Origin of the sequence: Enterobacter soli ATCC BAA-2102, assembly GCF_001654845.1 — a bacterium.
Lineage (GTDB): Bacteria > Pseudomonadota > Gammaproteobacteria > Enterobacterales > Enterobacteriaceae > Enterobacter > Enterobacter soli.
In genome coordinates this window covers 110492-132126 of sequence record NZ_LXES01000026.1, presented here as the reverse complement: position 1 = coordinate 132126, position 21635 = coordinate 110492, and the positions used below count along the sequence as shown (strand labels likewise).

Here is a 21635-nt window from a genome sequence, read left to right as displayed (position 1 = left end):
TAAGATACCACTACAAAATAAAGCGGAATCTTACCTGTATTTATCGCCAACGGAAATTATTCCGTGATCAAAGTGCCTTCTTTTTCGCCCATAACCACGCGACGCAGCGCGCCAGGCTTGTTCATATTGAAGACACGGATCGGCAGTTTGTGGTCGCGAGCCAGCGTGAAGGCGGCAAGATCCATCACTTTCAGCTCTTTATCCAGCACTTCGCTGTAAGTCAGCTGATCGTACATGGTGGCAGAAGGATCTTTTGCCGGGTCGGCAGTAAACACGCCGTCTACTTTGGTCGCTTTCAGGACCACATCGGCTTCGATCTCGATACCGCGCAGGCAGGCAGCGGAATCGGTGGTAAAGAACGGGTTACCCGTACCGGCGGAGAGGATCACCACGCGGTTGTTGCGCAGCAGGCTGATGGCTTCTGCCCAGCTGTAATTATCGCAAACGCCATTCAGGGGGATCGCGGACATCAGGCGGGCATTCACATAGGCGCGATGCAGTGCATCACGCATTGCCAGGCCATTCATGACGGTTGCCAGCATACCCATGTGGTCACCCACAACGCGGTTCATCCCCGCTTTCGCCAGACCAGCACCACGGAAAAGGTTGCCACCGCCAATGACCACGCCAACCTGGATACCCAGTTCGACCAGTTCTTTGATTTCCTGTGCCATGCGATCAAGGATGCTTGCGTCAATACCGAAGCCTTCCGATCCCTGCAGCGCTTCGCCACTCAGCTTAAGCAGAATGCGTTTGTACACGGGTTTTGCATTGGTAGCCATGTTTCTTTCCTGAGACTGTCAACGATTAAGATGGGGGTTAATTCTGGCGACATGATATGCCGCAAATCAGCACAGCGATACTGGAGCCTGTCTGATTTCCTGTGACGGGTGACAAAAAGAAGCCGCCCTCAGGCGGCTCCTTTTCAATCATTAAGACTGCTTGGACATTGCAGCAACTTCTGCTGCGAAGTCAGTCTCAACTTTCTCGATGCCTTCGCCCACTTCGAAGCGGATGAAGCCAGTTACGTCAGCATTGTGCTCTTTCAGCAGCTGAGCAACAGACTTGCTTGGATCCATTACGAAAGGCTGGCCAGTCAGAGAAACTTCGCCGGTGAATTTCTTCATGCGGCCTTCAACCATTTTCTCTGCGATTTCTTTTGGCTTACCAGACTGCATCGCGATGTCCAGCTGAACCTGGTATTCTTTCTCTACCACTTCAGCAGACACGTCTTCTGGTTTAACGAATTCTGGCTTGCTTGCAGCGATGTGCATTGCCAGCTGTTTAACCAGCTCTTCGTCAGCGCCTTTAGCAGCAACCAGAACACCGATGCGAGCACCGTGCTGGTATGAACCCAGAACGTCACCTTCCAGAGAAGAAACGCGACGGATGTTGATGTTCTCACCGATTTTAGCAACCAGAGCAACACGTTCTTCTTCGAACTGTGCTTTCAGAACTTCAACGTCAGTGATTTTACCAGCAACAGCTGCGTCCAGTACTTTGTTCGCAAATGCCTGGAAACCGCCATCTTTAGCAACGAAGTCAGTCTGGCAGTTAACTTCCAGAATGATACCGTAGGTGCCGTCGATCTTAGTGATGATCACGCCGTCAGCAGCAACGTTGCCTGCTTTTTTAGCTGCTTTGATCGCACCGGATTTACGCATGTTTTCGATTGCCAGCTCGATGTCGCCGTTCGCTTCAGTCAGCGCTTTTTTGCAATCCATCATGCCTGCGCCAGTACGCTCGCGCAGCTCTTTTACCAGGGATGCGGTAATTTCAGCCATTCTTAAATCCTCGGGAGATGTGAACTGCCCGGCCAGAAGCCAAACAGTATAAATTGAAAAAAGGGGCCGATAATTGGCCCCTATTCATACACGGTACTAATAAGGGGTGAAACCTTATTATTCAGCTTCTACGAAGCTTTCTTCCGCCTGAGAAGCCAGATCCTGGGAACGGCCTTCACGAACGGTAGCAGCTACAGCGCTCAGGTACAGGCTAACAGCACGGATTGCATCGTCGTTACCCGGGATAACGAAGTCAACACCGTCCGGATCGGAGTTGGTATCAACGATAGCGAATACCGGGATACCCAGGTTGTTAGCTTCTTTGATTGCGATGTGCTCGTGGTCTGCATCGATTACGAACAGCGCGTCTGGCAGGCCGCCCATATCTTTGATACCGCCCAGGCTGTTTTCCAGCTTGTCCAGTTCACGAGTGCGCATCAGCGCTTCTTTCTTAGTCAGCTTGTCGAAAGTACCGTCCTGAGACTGGGTTTCCAGATCTTTCAGGCGTTTGATTGACTGACGAACGGTTTTCCAGTTGGTCAGCATGCCGCCCAACCAGCGATGGTTCACGAAGAACTGATCGCAGCTGTTAGCAGCATCTTTCACAGCTTCGCTTGCAGCGCGCTTAGTACCAACGAACAGAATCTTACCTTTACGGGAAGAGATCTTGTTCAGCTCAGCCAGGGCTTCGTTGAACATTGGTACAGTTTTCTCAAGGTTGATGATGTGAACTTTGTTACGTGCGCCGAAGATGAAAGGCTTCATTTTCGGGTTCCAGTAACGGGTCTGGTGACCAAAGTGAACACCAGCCTTGAGCATGTCGCGCATGGAAACAGTTGCCATGTTTAAAACCTCTATATTAAAAGTTGGGGTTATGCCTCCACGTATCCCATGTTACCGACCCCAAAGGGCACCCCGGAACATGTGCCGATACGTGTGTGTTGTTACACAAAGTGAGATTTGTCGCTTCCGTCCACCCTGTGTATCTGAAATGGATCGGAAGTCCGGCGCGCTTTATACCACAAAACACGACCAGACACCAACAGTTGTTGGCTGAGTGTGCTGTTAATGATTCTCAGTTTGGCACGGGGTGCGCCTGACTGATACCATTGACGACACTTGAACTAGTATTGTCGAAAAAATCGACACCGATGGACAGATTACATGGCTATCTCTATTAAGACACCTGAAGAAATTGAAAAGATGCGCGTCGCCGGTCGTCTGGCCGCGGAAGTGCTGGAAATGATCGAGCCGTTCGTGAAACCGGGCGTCAGCACCGGCGAACTGGATCGCATTTGTAATGACTATATCGTGAACGAGCAGCATGCAGTCTCCGCCTGCCTCGGCTATCACGGTTTCCCGAAATCCGTTTGCATCTCTATTAATGAAGTGGTTTGCCACGGTATTCCGGATGACGAAAAACTGCTGAAAGATGGCGACATTGTGAACATCGACGTGACCGTTATTAAAGACGAGTATCACGGCGACACCTCAAAGATGTTCATCGTCGGTAAGCCAACCATCCTGGGTGAGCGCCTGTGCAAAGTGACGCAGGAAAGCCTCTACCTGGCGCTGAAAATGGTTAAGCCGGGTATCCGTCTGCGCACCATTGGTGCCGCTATCCAGAAATTCGTTGAAGCCGAAGGTTTCTCTGTGGTGCGCGAATATTGCGGTCATGGCATTGGCCGCGTCTTCCACGAAGAGCCACAGGTTCTGCACTATGATGCCGATGACGGCGGTGTGGTGCTGCAAAAAGGGATGACTTTCACCATTGAACCGATGGTCAACTCTGGCGACTACCGCATCCGTACCATGAAAGATGGCTGGACAGTGAAAACCAAAGACAGAAGCTTGTCTGCGCAGTACGAGCATACTATTGTGGTGACAGACAACGGCTGCGAAATTATGACGTTGCGCAAGGATGACACCATCCCGGCGATACTGACGCACAACGAATGATGAAAAGCCGGCAAATGCCGGCTTTTTTAATGGCGATAGCTTTTTCTTATGGGTGGCACGCGATGAGTAATCTTTTACCCGAACAGTATGCTAACACAGCACTTCCCACCCTCCCCGATCAGCCCGATAACCCCGGCGTCTGGCCGCAGCGTGAGCTGACCTGTGCCGACATCAAAGCACATATGGATGTCTTCCAGCGCTGGCTGGGCAGTGCTTTCGACGCAGGCATCTCTGCCGAACAGTTGATTGAAGCGCGAACCGAGTTTATCGACCAGCTACTGCAACGCTTATGGATCGATTACGGTTTCGGGCAGATTAGCGATGTCGCACTGGTTGCCGTCGGGGGCTATGGCCGTGGTGAACTTCATCCCCTCTCCGACATTGACCTGCTGATCCTGAGCCGCAAGAAACTCCCGGACGAACAAGCACAAAAAATTGGCGAGCTGTTGACGCTGCTCTGGGATGTGAAGCTGGAAGTCGGCCACAGTGTGCGCACACTTGAAGAGTGCCTGCTGGAAGGGTTATCTGACCTTACCGTTGCCACTAACCTGATTGAAACCCGCCTGTTGATTGGCGATGTCGCGCTGTTCCTGGAGCTACAGAAACACATTTTCAGCGACGGCTTCTGGCCATCAGAAAAGTTCTTTGCCGCGAAGGTCGAAGAGCAAAACCAGCGCCATCAGCGCTACCACGGCACCAGCTATAACCTCGAGCCCGATATCAAAAGCAGCCCAGGCGGCCTGCGCGACATCCATACCTTACAGTGGGTGGCCCGGCGCCATTTCGGCGCCACCTCTCTGGATGAGATGGTGGGTTTCGGCTTTTTGACCGAAGCCGAACGTAATGAGCTGAATGAATGTCTGCACCTGCTCTGGCGTATTCGCTTTGCCCTGCATCTGGAACTGAATCGCTATGACAACCGCCTGCTATTCGACCGTCAGCTCAGCGTTGCCCAACGCCTGAATTACAGCGGCGAAGGCAACGAGCCCGTCGAGCATATGATGAAGGATTTCTTCCGTGTGACTCGCCGTGTGACCGAACTGAACCAGATGCTGTTGCAGCTGTTCGATGAGGCGATCCTGGCGCTGACGGCAGACGAAAAACCGCGCCCGATTGACGATGAATTCCAGCTGCGCGGCACGCTTATCGATCTGCGCGACGAAACGCTGTTCATTCGAGAGCCAGAAGCGATCCTGCGTATGTTCTACACCATGGTTCGCAACAGCGCGATCACCGGGATCTACTCCACTACCCTGCGTCATCTGCGCCATGCACGCCGTCATCTGACACAACCCCTGTGCTATATCCCGGAAGCGCGTTCACTGTTCCTCAGTATGCTCCGCCATCCTGGTGCTGTAAGCCGTGGCCTGTTGCCCATGCACCGTCACAGTGTATTGTGGGCCTACATGCCCCAGTGGTCACATATCGTCGGCCAGATGCAGTTCGATCTTTTCCATGCCTACACGGTGGATGAACACACGATCCGCGTCATGCTCAAGCTGGAAAGCTTTGCTCAGGAAGAGACCCGCTCTCGCCACCCATTGTGCGTTGAACTTTGGCCACGTCTGTCGCACCCGGAACTGATCCTGATTGCCGCCCTGTTCCACGACATTGCCAAAGGCCGTGGTGGCGACCACTCGGTGCTCGGGGCGCAGGATGTTCTAAAATTTGCCGAACTGCATGGACTCAATTCACGAGAAACGCAGCTTGTGGCCTGGCTGGTACGCCATCACCTGCTGATGTCGGTCACGGCGCAGCGTCGTGATATCCAGGATCCAGAAGTCATCAAGCAATTCGCCGAAGAGGTACAGACGGAAAACCGCCTGCGCTATCTGGTCTGCCTGACGGTAGCGGATATCTGCGCCACCAACGAAACGCTGTGGAACAGCTGGAAACAAAGCCTGCTGCGCGAACTCTACTTCGCCACCGAAAAACAGCTGCGCCGCGGGATGCAGAACACCCCGGATATGCGCGAGCGCGTGCGCCATCACCAGCTACAGGCGCTGGCGTTATTGCGTATGGATAACATTGATGAAGAGGCGTTGCATCAGATTTGGGCGCGCTGTCGGGCGAACTACTTTGTCCGCCACAGCCCAAATCAGCTGGCGTGGCACGCTCGGCATCTGCTGAAGCACGACCTGTCGAAGCCGATGATCCTGCTGAGCCCGCAGGCCACACGCGGCGGTACGGAGATCTTTATCTGGAGCCCGGACCGTGCCTATCTGTTTGCCGCAGTTTGCGCCGAGCTGGACAGACGAAACCTGAGCGTTCACGACGCGCAGATTTTTACCACCCGCGACGGCATGGCGATGGACACCTTTATTGTGCTGGAACCGGATGGCAGCCCGCTGTCGTCGGACAGGCACGAAGGGATACGCTTTGGCCTGGAGCAGGCGATTACCCAGCACAGCTGGCAACCGCCGCAGCCACGTCGTCAGCCCGCGAAATTACGGCACTTTACCGTCGATACCGAGGTCAATTTCCTGCCGACCCATACCGACCGTAAATCGTTCCTGGAGCTGATCGCGCTCGACCAGCCAGGGCTACTCGCCCGCGTGGGTCAGGTTTTTGCCGATCTGGGAATTTCGCTTCACGGGGCCAGAATTACAACCATTGGCGAGCGAGTAGAAGATTTATTTATAATCGCGACCGCCGACCGGCGTGCCCTTAATAATGACCTGCAACTTGAAGTGCAACAACGGTTGACAGCAGCCCTCAATCCAAACGATAAAGGGTGACGTGTTTTTTAGTGAAATGGAAAGAGTAAACAATGCAGCAGTTACAGAACGTTATTGAGTCCGCTTTTGAGCGTCGCGCCGAGATTACCCCGGCAAATGTGGATACCGTTACCCGTGAAGCCGTTAACCAGGTGATTTCCCTGCTGGATTCCGGCGCACTGCGCGTAGCAGAAAAGATCAACGGTCAGTGGGTAACTCATCAGTGGCTGAAAAAAGCCGTGCTGCTCTCTTTCCGTATCAACGATAACCAGGTTATCGACGGAGCAGAAAGCCGCTACTTCGATAAAGTCCCGATGAAATTCGCTGACTACGACGAAGCGCGCTTCCAGAAAGAAGGTTTCCGCGTGGTTCCGCCAGCAGCAGTTCGTCAGGGCGCATTCATCGCTCGCAACACCGTGCTGATGCCATCCTACGTGAACATCGGTGCTTACGTTGACGAAGGCACTATGGTGGATACCTGGGCGACAGTAGGTTCTTGCGCGCAGATCGGTAAAAACGTCCACCTGTCTGGCGGCGTGGGTATCGGTGGCGTTCTGGAGCCGCTCCAGGCGAACCCAACCATCATCGAAGACAACTGCTTCATCGGCGCACGCTCTGAAGTGGTTGAAGGCGTTATCGTGGAAGAAGGCTCTGTTATCTCCATGGGCGTTTACATCGGCCAGAGCACCCGTATTTATGACCGTGAAACCGGCGAAGTACATTACGGCCGCGTACCAGCAGGCTCCGTGGTTGTTTCCGGTAACCTGCCGTCAAAAGATGGCAAATACAGCCTGTACTGTGCGGTTATCGTGAAGAAAGTCGATGCGAAAACGCGCGGCAAAGTAGGTATCAATGAACTGCTGCGCACCATCGATTAATCGGGTATAACAAAAAGCGGGGGCGACCCCGCTTTTTTTGTATCTGAGGGTGGCGAAAATAGATTTTTTCGTTAATTATTCAAAGGTTATGTTGAGATCAAGGGTACCGCTATGTACGATAATCTGAAAAGTCTGGGCATTACCAATCCTGATGAAATTGATCGTTACAGCCTCCGTCAGGAAGCCAATAACGATATTTTGAAAATCTATTTTCACAAGGACAAAGGAGAGTTTTTCGCCAAGAGCGTGAAGTTTAAATACCCACGCCAGCGTAAGACCGTCGTTGCCGATGGCATCGGTCAGGGATACAAAGAGGTTCAGGAAATTAGCCCGAACCTGCGCTATGTGATCGATGAACTCGATCAGATCTGCCAGCGCGATCGCACCGAAGTCGATCTCAAACGTAAGATCCTTGATGACCTGCGTCATCTGGAAAGCGTTGTTACCAACAAGATCAGCGAAATTGAAGCGGATCTTGAGAAATTAACTCGCAATAAATAAGTTGGGTGCGGCCTGATGCCCTCACCCCGGCCCTCTCCCACAGGGAGAGGGTGAAACCCTTTATCTCTGCTCATCCAGCTGCAACGCCACATACAACAACAGCCTGTCATCGAAATTCCCCAGATCCAGCCCCGTCAGTTCCGAGATCCGGTTAAGCCGGTATTCCAGCGTATTACGGTGAATAAACAGCGCTTTCGATGTAGCCAGAGGCTGCACGTTATGGCGAAACCACGCCTGCAATGTACGCCGCAGCAAGCCGTTGTTATCCATTGCTTTCAGTCGTACTAACGGGCGCGCCAGTTCATTGGCCTGCCAGCCACCTCGCAGGCTGTCGAGCAGAACGGGTAGCATCAGATCCTGATAGAAGTAGCTACGGCTCTCGGGCATCCGTTGCTTGCCCACCATCATAGTAGTGCGCGCGGTTCGCCAGGAGCGGGCAATGCTGCCCGGTCCGGTAAAGTAGTTCCCCAGCGCAACGCGAAAACGAAGCTGGCCGTTCTCTTTCATCCGCGCGATAAGCTGATCAACCCGGCGACGGTGATCTTCGGCGTCCCAGCGCCCAAACTGATTGAGTGCGGGTTTGAGCACCACCATCTCGGTCAGAGAAACAATCGCCACCAGGTTGTTGCGCTCTGGTGTTGCCAGCGCATTTTGCAGTTGCTGTAGCTCCGCCATCGCGCTGTCCACGCCAAGCTGACCGCTGTCCACTTCAATCACCGCCACTACGCGCGGCTGATTAAGATCGATACCCAGACGCTGCGCCCACTCGCTGAGTGCAGGAGTGTGCTCTTCTGCCTGGATAAGATTCATAACCAGCTCTTCGCGCAACCGGCTGTCCTGCGCCAGCAGGTGCATCAGGCGCGACTGTTCAAGCATCATTTCTGCCGTCATGCAGACCAGCTCGCCATATTTACGCAGAGATTCCGGCTCCCCGGTCAGGCCGATCACCCCGACAATTTCGCCTTCAAGTCGCAGCGGTAAGTTAATGCCCTGCCGTACGCCATGGAGATGTTTCGCCACCGCATCGTCGATATCCACCACGCGCCCCTGAGAGAGCACCAACAGCGCACCTTCGTGCAATTCCCCAATGCGCTCGCGATCGCCACTGCCGATAATGCGCCCACGGGCATCCATTACGTTGATATTGGTATCGATGATGCGCATGGTACGCGCCACGATATCCTGCGCCATTTTGGTATCAAGATGCCAGCCAGCCATGTAACCCTCCTGTGAGCAGAGCTCAAGCATAGGGGAGTTCAATCGCTGTCGCATTGTGCGAATGCACAAAGTCAGGGGAATAAGTATGGACTTGTGGAAAGGGTCACAGAAACGAAAAAGCCCCTGCTCAGCAACGAGCAGGAGCCTGGGCGGGATTACTGCATCAGCAGATAGAGTGAGGAGTCGCCACGCTGGATGTTCAACGCCAGCACTGATGGTTTGCTGTCGAGAATTTTGCGCAATTCAGCGATGTTTTTCACTGGCTGCTGGTTCGCACCCATGATCACATCACCCTTTTTCAGGCCGATACGGGCAGCCGGTGAATTCGCTTTCACGTTGTTCACCACCACACCTTTATCCTCGCCCTTGTTGCTCATCTCTGCGCCTTCAATGCCGCTGAAGATGGTACTGGAGTCAACCTGGTTCTGACTGCTCTGCTGCAACTCAAGGCTTACGTTTACAGGCTTGCCATCACGCAGCAGGCCGAGGGTGATTTTGCTGCCCACCGGCATAGAACCCACCTCTGCACGCAGTGCGGCGAAGCTGCTGATAGGTTTCCCGTTCAGGGAGGTAATGACATCACCCGCCTTGATACCCGCTTTCGCGGCGGACGAGTTCGGCATCACCTGGCTTACGAATGCACCGCGCTGAGCATCCACTTTCATCGCTTTTGCCAGCTCAGAGTTCAGCTCGGTCCCCAGGATACCCAGTTCACCGCGTTTCACCTGGCCATACTGCACCATCTGAGCGGTCAGGTTTTTCACCATGTTGCTTGGGATAGCAAAGCCGATACCGATGTTACCGCCGTCTGGTGCCAGAATCGCGGTGTTGATACCAATCAGCTCACCATTAAGGTTAACCAGCGCACCACCAGAGTTACCACGGTTGATAGCCGCATCTGTCTGGATAAAGTTCTCGTAGTTCTCTGCATTCAGGCCGCTACGACCGAGGGCGGAGACAATACCGGAGGTCACGGTTTCACCCAGACCGAACGGGTTACCGATGGCCACGGTGTAATCGCCTACGCGCAGGGCATCGGAGTCGGCAATTTTAATCGCCGTCAGGTTTTTCGGATCCTGAATCTGGATCAGCGCGATGTCAGAACGCGGATCTTTACCCACGACTTTCGCGTCAAACTTGCGGCCATCGCTCAGCTGAACTTTGATGCTATTGGCGTTATCAACCACGTGGTTGTTGGTGACGACATAGCCTTTTGCTGCGTCAATAATTACGCCGGATCCAAGCGCCATGAATTTCTGTTGCTGGCCACCGCCATTACCGCCCTGGCTGTCATCGCCTGCGCCACCCCCCTGACAGAACGGGGAGCTCTGGAACGGCGAACCGTCCTGGCAGAACGGCGAGTTATCGCCAAAGAACTGCTGGAAGTTACGCGGCATCCGCGGCGTGTTGACGGTCGTGCTGCCCTCAACGTTAATACTCACCACCGATGGCATCACTTTTTCGAGCATCGGTGCCAGGCTTGGCATCTGCTGCGCGGTTGCTGCCGACGACGCTGTCTCGGCTGCAAAAGCAGACAGAGGGGACAGCGCTAAACCTAAACTCAGAGCCAGTGCACTCATTGCTAATGTGGTTTTTTTCATATTTCTCAATCTCGATTTACAGATAACGCAGAATTGCTGTGTAACTCAGATTCGTTTTATACCGCTTAGTTCCGGGATTAAGTTTATGGAAAAAGTAAAAATTTATTGGTCGTCTTTACAAAACTCCGAAATTATTCAACCGCCATCAGCTTGCGGTATTCATCCCAGGCATACAAATCCGTCATCCCGCTGATATAGTCCTGAATAAGGCGGCAGCGATAATAATATTCCAGCACCGGCCACTGGACAGAATGGCGGTCAATCTTGCTAATCGCCTCAACGTAAGCAAGACGATGCCGGGTCGAGAGTTTATGGTACAACCGGGATTCAATCGGTAAGCGGCGCACGCGTTCTTTTTCCACCAACTCGCTAAATTCGTCGACCGATAATTGTAGCAATGGCCGATAAATTTCCAGCAAACCGCTTATCACCCGGTACCCCTGCAACTCGAGCTGCTCAACATCGGGATGACTAAAGACATGGCGCATGGCCACATTCTTATATAACTCAAGAAGTTGGCTAAAACCACTATCATCTTCCAGCAACGCGTGATTGAATTCTCCGCTAAAAATCAGCGGCAGGTTATCAATAAAGCGCGAGGCCGCGTAGGGAACCAATTTATTTAATGTATTGACCCGCAAATACATAAAGAACTGATCTTCTGTACTGCGACTCAGTGAATTTGAGCGTGATTTTTCCCATGCATTTTCGACAACCTGAGCAAACAAAGACCCTTTTTCGTGTTTTCCCCAGGCTTCATAAAGATGCTGATAAAGCTCCTCAACGCTGAATATTCTTTTCTCAACGGCATCTTCGAGGTCAGCAACACAATAGGAAATATCGTCTGCGGCCTCCATAATCCAGGTCAATGGGAAACGGCCATTCGGCGTCAGTAAAAGTTCTTTACGCAGCCGTTCAATATAAACTTCTTCGGATAAATAATAGCCCGGCTTTTTCATCAAATAACTGTGTGATGCCGGGGGTTCACCCATCCACCATGCCGGACGCGTATATTTAAGGATGCATCCCACCTGCGCCCAGGTCAGGTTCATGCGCATCAGGGTATGCACCAGCCGGATGCCCTGGGCATTTCCTTCAAAGTGGCACAGATCCTGGCGAACTTTACGTCGCAGCTCGTTAAGCGCTTCCTCGCCCTCCCGCAAACGCAGGTCCCGGACAACACAGCGGTCATCGCTTAGCGGCTGGCTGATGGCGTCAGAAGGGAAAAGCCGCTGTTTGAACCAGTCATTAATGGCAGCCTCGCCAAAATGGCCAAAAGGTGGATTCCCGATATCGTGCATCAGGCAGGCCATCTCGACGATGCTTTCAAACGGGCCGGTCAACTCATCAAGACCGTATGTTTCCAGCAAGCGCTGCTCTTTGAGACGGCTTAAAATCTCTTTGGCAATGTAGCGGCCCACCTGCTGAACTTCCATGGAATGGGTTAAGCGCGTACGCACCGCGGCGTTACGCTCAAGCGGAAATACCTGCGTTTTTTGCTGTAAACGACGTATCGCAGGCGAGTTAATGATGCGTCCGCGATCGCTTTCAAAAATGCGCAGGATTTCGTGCTCACTCTTGTCTCCCTGCGGAGAACGGAAACGGCGATGCCAGTTAATTTTGGTGCGAAAATCGATCTGCGCCATGTGCTCCCCCGCGTGAGAAATGCGCTTCCACTAAAGCCCATGATAGACTATGCATCTTAACAAGGCACATCGCGAGTAAATCTATGAAAATCGGCATTATTGGTGCAATGGAAGAAGAAGTTACGCTGCTGCGTGACAAAATTGAGAACCGTCAGACCCTCTCTCTGGGTGGTTGTGAGATCTATACCGGCCAGCTGAATGGTGTTGAGGTTGCTCTGCTGAAATCAGGCATCGGTAAAGTTGCTGCTGCGCTTGGCGCAACGCTGTTGCTGGAACGCTGCAAGCCAGATGTCATCATTAACACCGGCTCTGCGGGTGGCCTGGCGCCAACGCTGAAAGTGGGTGATATCGTAGTATCCGATGAAGCGCGTTACCACGATGCCGACGTTACTGCGTTTGGTTATGAATATGGCCAGCTTCCGGGTTGCCCGGCAGGTTTTAAAGCGGATGACAAACTGATTGCCGCAGCAGAAAGCTGCATTGCCGAACTGAACCTCAACGCCGTGCGCGGTCTGATTGTCAGCGGTGATGCGTTCATCAACGGTTCCGTGGGTCTGGCGAAAATTCGTCACAACTTCCCGCAGGCGGTTGCCGTTGAGATGGAAGCCACTGCCATTGCGCACGTATGTCATAACTTCAGCGTCCCGTTCGTGGTGGTTCGCGCCATTTCCGACGTTGCAGATCAGCAGTCTCACCTGAGCTTTGACGAGTTCCTGGCCGTTGCAGCAAAACAGTCTACCGTGATGGTAGAAACCCTGGTGCAGAAACTGGCACGTGGGTAAGCACGCCCTCAGGGCGCTGGGCGCCCTGCTTCTGCTCGCACCAGTATGGCTTTATGCTGTGCCGCGCGTGATTACCCTCTCCCCCGCCAATACTGAACTGGCTTTTGCGGCCGGGATCACGCCCATTGGCGTAAGCAGTTTTTCGGATTATCCGCCACAGGCCGCAGGCATCGAGCAAGTCTCGACATGGCAAGGTATGAACCTTGAACGCATTGTGGCGCTTAAGCCAGACGTGGTACTGGCCTGGCGCGGGGGTAATGCAGAGCGGCAAGTCAATCAGTTGAGCTCGCTGGGGATTAAGGTCATGTGGATTGATGCGGTCAGCATTGAGCAGGTTGCTCAGGCGCTGCGCGACCTGGCGCCTTATAGCCCTGCGCCGCAAAAAGCTGAGCTTGCCGCACAAAACATGCTTCGCGACTATGCGGCATTAAAAGCGAAATACGATACCACCACGAAAAAGCGCGTCTTCCTGCAATTTGGCAGCCAGCCGCTGTTTACCACCGGACAAGGCTCTATCCAGAATCAGGTGCTGGAAGTGTGTGGCGGTGAAAATATCTTTGCTGCGAGCCGGGTGCCCTGGCCGCAGGTCAGCCGGGAACAGGTCCTGGCGCGGCAGCCGCAGGCGATTGTGGTGGTCGGAAGTGCAAGCGAAATTCCTAAAGTTGAACAATTCTGGCAGGGCCAGTTAAAAATACCGGTGATACCACTCAACAGTGACTGGTTTGAACGCGCCAGCCCGCGTATTATCCTCGCCGCAAAACAGCTCTGCGCCGCACTGGCACAGAGTCATTAACGTAGATGTAGACCTGATCATTTCGAGGATTTAACGATGCTCGTGTATTGGCTGGATATTCTTGGCACAGCCGTTTTTGCTATCTCCGGCGTTCTGCTGGCCGGGAAATTACGCATGGATCCGTTTGGCGTGCTGGTATTGGGCGTGGTGACGGCCGTCGGCGGAGGAACGATCCGCGATATGGCACTGGCAAATGGTCCGGTATTTTGGGTAAAGGATCCGACCGATCTGGTGGTGGCGATGGTCACCTGCCTGCTCACCATTGTGCTGGTGCGCCAGCCGCGCAGGCTGCCTAAATGGATACTACCGGTACTGGATGCCGTGGGTCTTGCGGTGTTTGTCGGCATTGGCGTTAACAAAGCCTTCAACGCGGGCACGGGGCCAATGGTCGCCATCTGCATGGGCGTTTTAACGGGCGTCGGTGGCGGGATCATCCGCGACATTCTGGCACGTGAAGTCCCGATGATCCTGCGAACAGAAATCTACGCAACAGCCTGTATTGCTGGCGGAATTGTTCACGCCACAGCCTACTACACCTTTGCTTTACCGCTGGAAATCTCAGCCATGCTGGGGATGGTGGTGACGCTGGGGATACGTTTAGCGGCGATACGCTGGCACCTTAAATTGCCAACCTTTGCGCTGGATGATAACGGAAGGTAAAAGCAAAACGGTAACCCAAGGGTTACCGTTTTTCGTGTCAGATACTGAAAGAAGAACCACACCCACAGGTGCTTGTCGCGTTCGGGTTGGTGACCACAAAGCGCGAACCTTCCAGACCTTCGCTGTAATCAACCGCACCGCCCACCAGATATTGCAGGCTCATCGGGTCAACCACCAGCGCAACGCCCTGTTTCTCGATAGTCATATCACCATCGTTAACCTGGTCGTCAAAGGTAAAACCATACTGGAAGCCGCTACAGCCGCCACCGGTAATATATACACGCAGTTTCAGATCCGGATTGTCTTCGTCGGCAATCAGGGTTTTCACTTTGTTGGCTGCGGCTTCGGTAAATTCCAGCGGCACAGCGACTACGTCATCACTCATCTTATGCTCCCATGAATACTGCTTACTGCGATTGGGCAAAAATCACCCAATTCTTTTTTTCATTATCTAATACCCTGGTAATTCATTCAAGTATTCTGCTTCAAGGCCTGTTCAGCCTCTTGTTTTGCCAGGGTACGAGCAAGAATGGTGGAGTATAGCGGTTTTCCACCCAGGAATTGGGCTAATAGTGTCGCCCCGAGACAGGTAATGATCATTGGCAAAATGAGCTGGTAATTGTCTGTCATTTCCAGAACCAGCACGATCCCGGTCAGCGGTGCGCGCAGGGAGGCGGCGAGCAGCGCCCCCATTCCGGCAATCGCGAATGTTCCCGCATCAAGGTGATACGCCGGGAATCCCACGGCAGCGGCGGAGCCAAAAGCCGTCCCAAGCAACGTACCGAGCGCCAGCATTGGCGCAAAAATGCCCCCCGGTGCACCGGAAGAGAAGCAGAGAACCGTGGTGATCACGCGTGAAATAAACATAAACAGCAGCAGACCAACACTGAAATTACCCGCCGCCGCTATGGGGATCAGGCCAAAACCGCCACCAGCCGCATTAGGCTCAATCACGCCGAGGATGCCGCACATCCCGCCGAGCAGACCGCCCACCAGAACCCATTTGGTCGTATTCCCGCCGTGAATACGCTGGAACATATCCTGGGCACGTAAGATAAGGGTGTTAAACAGAGGGCCGACAACACCAAACACCATGCCGAGCACCAGATAGAGCCACAGGGTATTCACTGGGGCATTGGTGAGTTTACCCACCTCAATCACCGCGCCTTCGCCATTAAAAATGCGAAAGACAATGCTCGACATAATGACGCCAGTAAACACCGCTTTAATTGAGATCAGGTTGTAGCGAAACTGGGCGCGCATCTCTTCAATAATGAACAGGATCCCCGCCAGCGGCGCATTGAACGCCGCGGAAAGCCCGGCCGCAGCCCCGGTTGCCAGCAACGTATGGCGCGCTTCGGCGCTGCGCATCCGGAACATATCACCCACCATGCGCCCGACGTTTCCGCCGAGCTGCACCGTTGGCCCCTCTCGTCCGAGCACCATTCCGGCCCCCAGGGTGCCCATACCGCCGATAAATTTAACCGGGATCACCCGCCACCAGCGCACCGGGCGCAGCTCTTCAAGTGCCCCTTCAATTTCCGGGATCCCCGAGCCACCGGCCTCTGGCGCAAATTTGCGTACCAGAAAATAACCTGCCATGGCAAAAATGGCAGACAAACCAAATGCCCACACCCAGACCAGCCATTTGCTATCTGCATACCCTGCCACCGTACCGATGCGCCAGTTGAGGACGGCATTCACCGCTTTCTCAAAGGCCACACCGGCCAGCCCGGCAAGCGTCCCCACCACGGCCGCAGCCAGCAAAATAGCCAGCGGTGTCTTGTCGCGATTGAGCAGCCGTCGGATGCTGATACGGTGCCGCGCACGCGCAAACTGTTGTTCTTCAAATGAGGGAGAATCTGCTTTCATTGCCTGTTCTTTTTAATCATACAAATCGCCACAAGGATTTTACCAGAGACGGCTGTCGCGTCCCCTGAAAAATCCTTAACAATTGTTTATGCATTAATGGGGCAAAAATTTCATAACCTTCCGGGAATCACTTAGAATAGCCGCCTTAACTTATTTCTACGAACCAGGAACGACGCAATGAGCAAGTCTGAAAACCTCTACAGTGCAGCCCGCGAGCTTATCCCGGGGGGTGTGAACTCGCCTGTGCGCGCATTTACCGGTGTAGGCGGTACGCCGCTGTTTATCGAACGTGCTGACGGCGCGTATCTGTATGATGTCGATGGCAAAGCCTATATTGATTACGTTGGCTCCTGGGGCCCAATGGTGCTGGGGCACAACCATCCGTCTATCCGCAATGCGGTCATTGAAGCGGCTCAGCGCGGCCTGAGCTTCGGTGCACCGACCGAGATGGAAGTCAAAATGGCGGAGCTGGTAACCGAACTGGTGCCGACCATGGATATGGTGCGTATGGTGAACTCCGGTACGGAAGCCACCATGAGCGCGATCCGCCTGGCGCGTGGTTTTACCGGCCGCGACAAAATTATCAAATTTGAAGGCTGCTACCACGGTCACGCAGACTGCCTGCTGGTAAAAGCGGGTTCTGGCGCCCTGACGCTGGGCCAGCCAAACTCCCCGGGCGTACCGGCTGACTTCGCTAAACACACCCTGACCTGCACTTATAACGATCTTAGCTCCGTTCGCGCAGCATTCGAGCAGTATCCGCAAGAAGTTGCCTGCATCATCGTTGAACCGGTTGCGGGCAACATGAACTGCATTCCGCCTCAGCCTGAATTCCTGCCGGGCCTGCGCGCACTGTGCGACGAATTCGGCGCACTGCTGATTATCGATGAAGTGATGACCGGTTTCCGTGTGGCACTGGCGGGCGCGCAGTCTTACTACGACGTTGAACCAGACCTGACCTGCCTGGGCAAAATCATCGGCGGCGGGATGCCGGTCGGTGCGTTTGGTGGTCGTAAGGACGTGATGGAAGCGCTGGCGCCAACCGGACCGGTTTACCAGGCAGGTACGCTCTCTGGTAACCCTATCGCGATGGCCGCGGGCTTCGCCTGTCTGAACGAAGTGGCGCAACCAGGTATCCACAAAACGCTGACCGACCTGACCACGCAGCTGGCCAACGGCCTGCTGAACGCCGCAGAAGAGACGGGTATTCCGCTGGTAGTGAACCACGTGGGCGGGATGTTCGGGATCTTCTTCACCGACGCAAAAACCGTGACCTCTTATCAGGACGTAGTGAAGTGCGATGTTGAACGCTTTAAGCGTTTCTTCCACCTGATGCTGGAAGAAGGCGTGTATCTGGCGCCATCTGCCTTTGAAGCGGGCTTTATGTCTGTGGCGCACAGCAAAGAAGATATCAACAACACCATCGACGCAGCGCGTAAGGTGTTTGCCAAGCTCTAAGGGCATTGCCGGGTGGCGCTAACGCTTACCCGGCCTACTATATGCTCCCTCTCCCCGTGGGAGAGGGCTGGGGTGAGGGCATCAGGCCGCACCTGATTACCGGCTCTGTTTCCTCAACAGATAAATAAAGTATGGCGCGCCGATAAAGGTGGAAAGCAGCCCTGCCGGGATCTGGTACGGGAACAGCACCATCCTGCCGCACCAGTCCGCAAAGACCAGCATCACCCCACCCGTCAGAGCAGACATCACGATATGCGGCATTGTCCGGCGGAACCCCATCATTCTGGCGATATGCGGCGCCATCAACCCCACAAAACTCAATGGACCTATGGTCATGGTGGCCGTTGCCGTCAGACATGCTGCCAGCAGCAGCAGAGCCACTCGCGTTGGCGTCAGTGCCAATCCCACCGCACGGGCGGTTTCACCACCCAGTGGCAGGATGGTCATCCAGCGACGACACAGCGGTACAATCGCCAGCAGCACAATCATGACCAGACCGGTGTGAACCACCTGGCTGCCAGTGGCGCTATAGGTTGAACCGGAAATCCAGGTCAGGATCTGCGCCATGCGCGGATCGCCGCTCGCCTGAAGCATCATCAGCAGCATCGTAAACGCGGTGCTGAGCGCCATCCCGGCAAGCAACATACGGTGAGGAGAAAAACCGCCACGCCCGGAAGCAACCAGAATGACCATCAGCGTGGCCGCCGCGCCAATACTCCCCGCAGGCATTAACCAGCCGAAGGCATTTCCCGGCACCAGGAACAGCATCAACACCACGCCAAACGCCGCACCAGAGCTGATCCCCAGAACTTCCGGGCTCGCCATTGGGTTACCCGTCAGACGCTGGATAATGCACCCCGCTACAGCCAGCATCACACCAGCGATAAGTGCAGCGAAGATGCGCGGCCAGCGCCATTGCAGCAGTTCATTGAGCAAATCACCCGTGGCCCAGTGCCAGCCTGTTGCATCGCGCCCCAAAGAGAGCGCTGCAAAGGAAGCCAGCAGCAGCACGGCCAGGCCCGCCAGGCTAAACCACAGCACCGACTGACGCTCAGCATACACTTTATCGCCAGCATCCATTGCAGGGGCGCTGATGCTACGCAGGCGCGGCAGCAGCCACAGCAGCAGCGGCGCGCCGATAAGCGCCGTCACCGAACCGGTGGACACTTCCATCCAGACGCGCGCCAGCCAGAGAATAATTTGATCGGAAAGCCAGAGGATCAGTGCACCAATCAGCGGGGCCAGCATCAGACGCGCCAGCAGACGCCGCGCACCGAGCATTTTCGCCAGCAGCGGCGCAAACAGCCCGATAAACCCGATAATCCCCACCGCATTAACCAGCAACGCGCTGAGCACAATCGCCAGCGTCAGTGCCGCCAGACGCGCCAGCGATAACGCCAGGCCCAGGTTGCGCGCCACGCCGTCATCCAGCCCCATCAGCGTTAACGGACGCAGCAGCAGCAGGGTCAGCAGCACACCACCAATCAGCTGCGGCCACAGGCGCTCAACAACGCTCCAGTCAGTCTGGGTCAGGGTGCCGGTACTCCACAAGAACATGCTTTGCAGCTGGTCGTGATGGAACAGCACCAACAGCTGATTGATCGCCCCACAGTAAAGGCTGACCACCAGCCCGGCCAGGATCAGCGTGACCGGTGAAAGACGTTTCCCCCAGGCCACGCCAAAGACCAGCGCACCCACCACACATGCGCCCGCAAGCGCAGCAAACTGCGAGGTTAACGCGCCGGGCAACGCCCACAGTGTCGTAATGGTGATCCCAAGTTGGGCACCGGTCGCCACGCCTAGCGTGGTTGGCTCCGCCAGTGGGTTACGCAAGACCTGCTGGAATAAGACGCCCACCAGCCCCAGTCCTGCCCCCACCAACAGTGAAATGGCCAGACGCGGCAACAGGCTGTAGTGGAAGAGCATTTGCTGAATATTGTCGATATCTGGCGCAACCAGCGCCGCGCCCCACTGCTCACGCGGGAGTGCCGTTGACAGGTTGAACCCGGTTAATGCCAGTGCGACAAGGAAAATGGCCGTCAGCAACAGCGCGGGAAAACGCGCGATACGCGAACTCATGCTTTGCCTCCCAGCGCGCCATCCAGTACACGGGCAAAGTGCATGGCCGAAAGCGTTGCACCGTAGAACCACACCGCCGGAACCCGCTGGAATCGCTGCTCGCGTACAAACGGCATGGCCTGCCAGAGCGGGGTAGACATCAGTTTTTGCATTTCTCGCTCGTTGCCGTGATCAAAACACAGCACATCCACATCGCGAAACGCCGCCAGACGATCGATCCCAACGGTCGTGCTGCCCCAGAAGGTCATTTCCCCGTCCCAGGCGTTGCGAATGCCAAAGCTATCAAGCACCTCCTGGAACAGGCAGTTTTGCCCAAACACCAGCATATGACGGGCATCCAGCAGGGTTACCATCAGCAGCGGGCGTTCACCGCGGTGAGCAAAGCGCGGTTTCAGGCTATCAATCAGGGCATCGAATTCGTCGAGATGCTGTTTCGCTGCCGCCTCGCGGTTCAGGAAGCGCGCCATCTCGTTGACGGAATTTTTCGCCATTGTTAGCGGCTTTTTGCCATCGCTGAAGGAAAAACCGCGCCCGGGCGCAATGCGCGCCATTGTCGCTTCCGACGGGCCATATCCCGCAGACCAGAACAGAAACGAGGGTTTCATCTGCGTGAGCAATTCGAGGTTTGGCTCCGTTCGCAGGCCAATATCAATAACCGACGCAGGCAGTTTTGGCTCGTTCACCCACAGGTTGTAGTTGGGGATATCGGCAACGCCATACGGCGTCACTCCCAGCGCCAGCATCAGCTCAACCGGCAGCCATTCCAGCGCCACTATACGATGGGGGTCGATCGCGGCAGCCCGCGCCGTGTTCATTTTTAACAGCAGCGGTGAGAGCGCCATCGCCGTCAGCAGGCGACGGCGGCTAATCATTGAGTCCAGCATCAGTACACAAAGCTCACCGGTGCAGCCCCGGCAGGGTGAGGCAAAATACCCATTGGAATACCGTAGATGTGCTCTAACGTTTCGCTACGCATCAGTTCAGACGGTGTGCCCTGAGCGATCATCTCGCCACCACGCAGCGCGACAAGGTAGTCGCAGTAACGTGCCGCCATGTTGATATCGTGCAATACGGCAATCACCGTCAGACCACGCTGCTGGCTTAAGCGATGCACCAGCGCCAGCACGTCGACCTGGTGCGCAATATCCAGCGCAGAGGTCGGTTCATCAAGCAGCAGGCAGCGGCTGTCCTGGGCGACCAGCATCGCAATCCACGCGCGCTGACGTTCACCGCCGGAAAGGCTGTCCACCAGGCGGTGCGCCAGCGGTTTTAATCCGACCAGCGCGATGGCCTCTTCGACTTTCTCTCTGTCGGCCACGCCAAAACGCCCGAGAGCGCCGTGCCACGGATAACGCCCAATCGCCACCAGTTCACGCACTGTCATCCCTTCCGCCTGCGGCAACTGCTGCGGCAGATAGGCCACCTTGCGGGCGAAGGCTTTGCTGTTCCAGCTATCAAGCGGTTGTTCGTCCAGCAGAATGTCACCCTCTGAAGGGGGCTGATGGCGCCCGAGCATCTTGAGTAACGTTGATTTACCGGAACCATTGTGGCCAATGAGCCCAGTGACTTTGCCTGCGGGGAACGTCAGAGAGAGCGGATGCAGCAAGGTGCGCCCGGGTACGCGAAAGGAGAGATGATTGAGCGTAAAGGTGGTGTCGGATTGCGTCTTAATATCCTGCATGTCAGC

At 54.9% G+C, this 21635-nt stretch carries 19 protein-coding genes; 8 read left to right on the top strand and 11 right to left on the bottom strand.

What is annotated here, in order from left to right; all coding sequences use genetic code 11:
* Nucleotides 1-56: 56 nt before the first annotated feature.
* The 3 genes from pyrH to rpsB form a co-directional block, all read right to left on the bottom strand.
* Nucleotides 57-782: a UMP kinase gene (gene pyrH, locus M987_RS09790; RefSeq protein ID WP_004098747.1), complete on the bottom strand. Its 726-nt coding sequence runs from the start codon at nucleotides 780-782 to the stop codon at nucleotides 57-59.
* A gap of 150 nt (nucleotides 783-932) precedes the next feature.
* Nucleotides 933-1784 carry a translation elongation factor Ts gene (tsf, locus tag M987_RS09785; protein WP_006173611.1) on the bottom strand — a complete coding sequence of 284 codons (852 nt, stop codon included), beginning with the start codon at nucleotides 1782-1784 and terminating at the stop codon, nucleotides 933-935.
* Between the two features lie 117 nt (nucleotides 1785-1901).
* Entirely contained in the window at nucleotides 1902-2627 is a 726-nt protein-coding gene (gene rpsB, locus M987_RS09780) for a 30S ribosomal protein S2 (RefSeq protein WP_003856207.1), read from the bottom strand.
* A gap of 321 nt (nucleotides 2628-2948) precedes the next feature.
* On the opposite strand from rpsB, the gene map reads away from it, so the two are divergent.
* From map to M987_RS09760, 4 genes are all read left to right on the top strand, one after another.
* Entirely contained in the window at nucleotides 2949-3743 is a 795-nt protein-coding gene (gene map / locus M987_RS09775; RefSeq protein WP_014068969.1) for a type I methionyl aminopeptidase, read from the top strand.
* Nucleotides 3744-3805: 62 nt separating this feature from the next.
* Nucleotides 3806-6481, top strand: coding sequence for a bifunctional uridylyltransferase/uridylyl-removing protein GlnD (gene glnD / locus M987_RS09770; RefSeq protein WP_041162188.1), 2676 nt, complete (start codon nucleotides 3806-3808; stop codon nucleotides 6479-6481).
* Nucleotides 6482-6513: 32 nt separating this feature from the next.
* The gene (gene dapD, locus M987_RS09765) at nucleotides 6514-7338 is read left to right on the top strand and encodes a 2,3,4,5-tetrahydropyridine-2,6-dicarboxylate N-succinyltransferase (protein ID WP_014068967.1); all 825 of its coding nucleotides are present in this window, start codon (nucleotides 6514-6516) and stop codon (nucleotides 7336-7338) included.
* 111 nt (nucleotides 7339-7449) lie between these two features.
* Nucleotides 7450-7839: a DUF3461 family protein gene (locus tag M987_RS09760; protein WP_010426739.1), complete on the top strand. Its 390-nt coding sequence runs from the start codon at nucleotides 7450-7452 to the stop codon at nucleotides 7837-7839.
* 60 nt (nucleotides 7840-7899) lie between these two features.
* Here M987_RS09760 and cdaR read toward each other — a convergent pair whose 3' ends face one another.
* From cdaR to dgt, 3 genes are all read right to left on the bottom strand, one after another.
* Nucleotides 7900-9057, bottom strand: coding sequence for a DNA-binding transcriptional regulator CdaR (cdaR, locus tag M987_RS09755; RefSeq protein WP_014068966.1), 1158 nt, complete (start codon nucleotides 9055-9057; stop codon nucleotides 7900-7902).
* Nucleotides 9058-9212: 155 nt separating this feature from the next.
* Nucleotides 9213-10658 (bottom strand): serine endoprotease DegP, encoded by a 1446-nt coding sequence (gene degP, locus M987_RS09750; RefSeq protein WP_014068965.1) that lies wholly within the window; start codon nucleotides 10656-10658, stop codon nucleotides 9213-9215.
* Between the two features lie 131 nt (nucleotides 10659-10789).
* A complete protein-coding gene (gene dgt / locus M987_RS09745) occupies nucleotides 10790-12304 on the bottom strand; it encodes a dGTPase (protein ID WP_014068964.1) in 1515 nt (504 codons plus the stop codon).
* 83 nt (nucleotides 12305-12387) lie between these two features.
* Here dgt and mtnN point away from each other — a divergent pair, with 83 nt between their 5' ends.
* From mtnN to M987_RS09730, 3 genes are read left to right on the top strand one after another with little or no spacing between them, the layout of a single operon-like run.
* Nucleotides 12388-13086 (top strand): 5'-methylthioadenosine/S-adenosylhomocysteine nucleosidase, encoded by a 699-nt coding sequence (gene mtnN, locus M987_RS09740; protein WP_014068963.1) that lies wholly within the window; start codon nucleotides 12388-12390, stop codon nucleotides 13084-13086.
* Nucleotides 13079-13879 carry a vitamin B12 ABC transporter substrate-binding protein BtuF gene (btuF, locus tag M987_RS09735; RefSeq protein WP_014068962.1) on the top strand — a complete coding sequence of 267 codons (801 nt, stop codon included), beginning with the start codon at nucleotides 13079-13081 and terminating at the stop codon, nucleotides 13877-13879. Before mtnN ends, btuF begins: the two co-directional genes overlap by 8 nt.
* Nucleotides 13880-13915: 36 nt before the next feature.
* Nucleotides 13916-14539, top strand: coding sequence for a TRIC cation channel family protein (locus tag M987_RS09730; RefSeq protein ID WP_014068961.1), 624 nt, complete (start codon nucleotides 13916-13918; stop codon nucleotides 14537-14539).
* Between the two features lie 37 nt (nucleotides 14540-14576).
* Here M987_RS09730 and erpA read toward each other — a convergent pair whose 3' ends face one another.
* Complete coding sequence (gene erpA / locus M987_RS09725; RefSeq protein ID WP_014068960.1) at nucleotides 14577-14924, bottom strand: iron-sulfur cluster insertion protein ErpA; 348 nt, start codon at nucleotides 14922-14924, stop codon at nucleotides 14577-14579.
* Nucleotides 14925-15010: 86 nt separating this feature from the next.
* Nucleotides 15011-16411, bottom strand: coding sequence for a H(+)/Cl(-) exchange transporter ClcA (clcA, locus tag M987_RS09720; protein ID WP_014068959.1), 1401 nt, complete (start codon nucleotides 16409-16411; stop codon nucleotides 15011-15013).
* Nucleotides 16412-16588: 177 nt separating this feature from the next.
* Between clcA and hemL the strand changes: the two genes are divergently transcribed.
* The gene (gene hemL, locus M987_RS09715; protein ID WP_014068958.1) at nucleotides 16589-17869 is read left to right on the top strand and encodes a glutamate-1-semialdehyde 2,1-aminomutase; all 1281 of its coding nucleotides are present in this window, start codon (nucleotides 16589-16591) and stop codon (nucleotides 17867-17869) included.
* A 96-nt stretch (nucleotides 17870-17965) separates the two neighbouring features.
* On the opposite strand, the gene fhuB is transcribed toward hemL, so the two are convergent.
* The 3 genes from fhuB to fhuC are packed head-to-tail and all read right to left on the bottom strand — an operon-like array spanning nucleotide 17966 to nucleotide 21629.
* Nucleotides 17966-19948 (bottom strand): Fe(3+)-hydroxamate ABC transporter permease FhuB, encoded by a 1983-nt coding sequence (gene fhuB / locus M987_RS09710; RefSeq protein WP_014068957.1) that lies wholly within the window; start codon nucleotides 19946-19948, stop codon nucleotides 17966-17968.
* Nucleotides 19945-20832: a Fe(3+)-hydroxamate ABC transporter substrate-binding protein FhuD gene (fhuD, locus tag M987_RS09705; RefSeq protein ID WP_014068956.1), complete on the bottom strand. Its 888-nt coding sequence runs from the start codon at nucleotides 20830-20832 to the stop codon at nucleotides 19945-19947. Before fhuD ends, fhuB begins: the two co-directional genes overlap by 4 nt.
* Nucleotides 20832-21629: a Fe3+-hydroxamate ABC transporter ATP-binding protein FhuC gene (gene fhuC / locus M987_RS09700; protein WP_014068955.1), complete on the bottom strand. Its 798-nt coding sequence runs from the start codon at nucleotides 21627-21629 to the stop codon at nucleotides 20832-20834. The genes fhuD and fhuC overlap by 1 nt, the downstream gene beginning before the upstream one ends.
* Nucleotides 21630-21635: the final 6 nt, after the last annotated feature.

Coding starts and splice junctions, on each gene's coding strand:
- dgt (WP_014068964.1), bottom strand. CDS start 12,304: ATGGCGCAGATCGATTTTCGCACCAAAATTAACTGGCATCGCCGTTTC.
- tsf (WP_006173611.1), bottom strand. CDS start 1,784: ATGGCTGAAATTACCGCATCCCTGGTAAAAGAGCTGCGCGAGCGTACT.
- M987_RS09730 (WP_014068961.1), top strand. CDS start 13,916: ATGCTCGTGTATTGGCTGGATATTCTTGGCACAGCCGTTTTTGCTATC.
- fhuB (WP_014068957.1), bottom strand. CDS start 19,948: ATGAGTTCGCGTATCGCGCGTTTTCCCGCGCTGTTGCTGACGGCCATT.
- fhuD (WP_014068956.1), bottom strand. CDS start 20,832: ATGCTGGACTCAATGATTAGCCGCCGTCGCCTGCTGACGGCGATGGCG.
- rpsB (WP_003856207.1), bottom strand. CDS start 2,627: ATGGCAACTGTTTCCATGCGCGACATGCTCAAGGCTGGTGTTCACTTT.
- cdaR (WP_014068966.1), bottom strand. CDS start 9,057: ATGGCTGGCTGGCATCTTGATACCAAAATGGCGCAGGATATCGTGGCG.
- glnD (WP_041162188.1), top strand. CDS start 3,806: ATGAGTAATCTTTTACCCGAACAGTATGCTAACACAGCACTTCCCACC.
- degP (WP_014068965.1), bottom strand. CDS start 10,658: ATGAAAAAAACCACATTAGCAATGAGTGCACTGGCTCTGAGTTTAGGT.
- map (WP_014068969.1), top strand. CDS start 2,949: ATGGCTATCTCTATTAAGACACCTGAAGAAATTGAAAAGATGCGCGTC.
- M987_RS09760 (WP_010426739.1), top strand. CDS start 7,450: ATGTACGATAATCTGAAAAGTCTGGGCATTACCAATCCTGATGAAATT.
- fhuC (WP_014068955.1), bottom strand. CDS start 21,629: ATGCAGGATATTAAGACGCAATCCGACACCACCTTTACGCTCAATCAT.
- clcA (WP_014068959.1), bottom strand. CDS start 16,411: ATGAAAGCAGATTCTCCCTCATTTGAAGAACAACAGTTTGCGCGTGCG.
- dapD (WP_014068967.1), top strand. CDS start 6,514: ATGCAGCAGTTACAGAACGTTATTGAGTCCGCTTTTGAGCGTCGCGCC.
- mtnN (WP_014068963.1), top strand. CDS start 12,388: ATGAAAATCGGCATTATTGGTGCAATGGAAGAAGAAGTTACGCTGCTG.
- hemL (WP_014068958.1), top strand. CDS start 16,589: ATGAGCAAGTCTGAAAACCTCTACAGTGCAGCCCGCGAGCTTATCCCG.
- pyrH (WP_004098747.1), bottom strand. CDS start 782: ATGGCTACCAATGCAAAACCCGTGTACAAACGCATTCTGCTTAAGCTG.
- erpA (WP_014068960.1), bottom strand. CDS start 14,924: ATGAGTGATGACGTAGTCGCTGTGCCGCTGGAATTTACCGAAGCCGCA.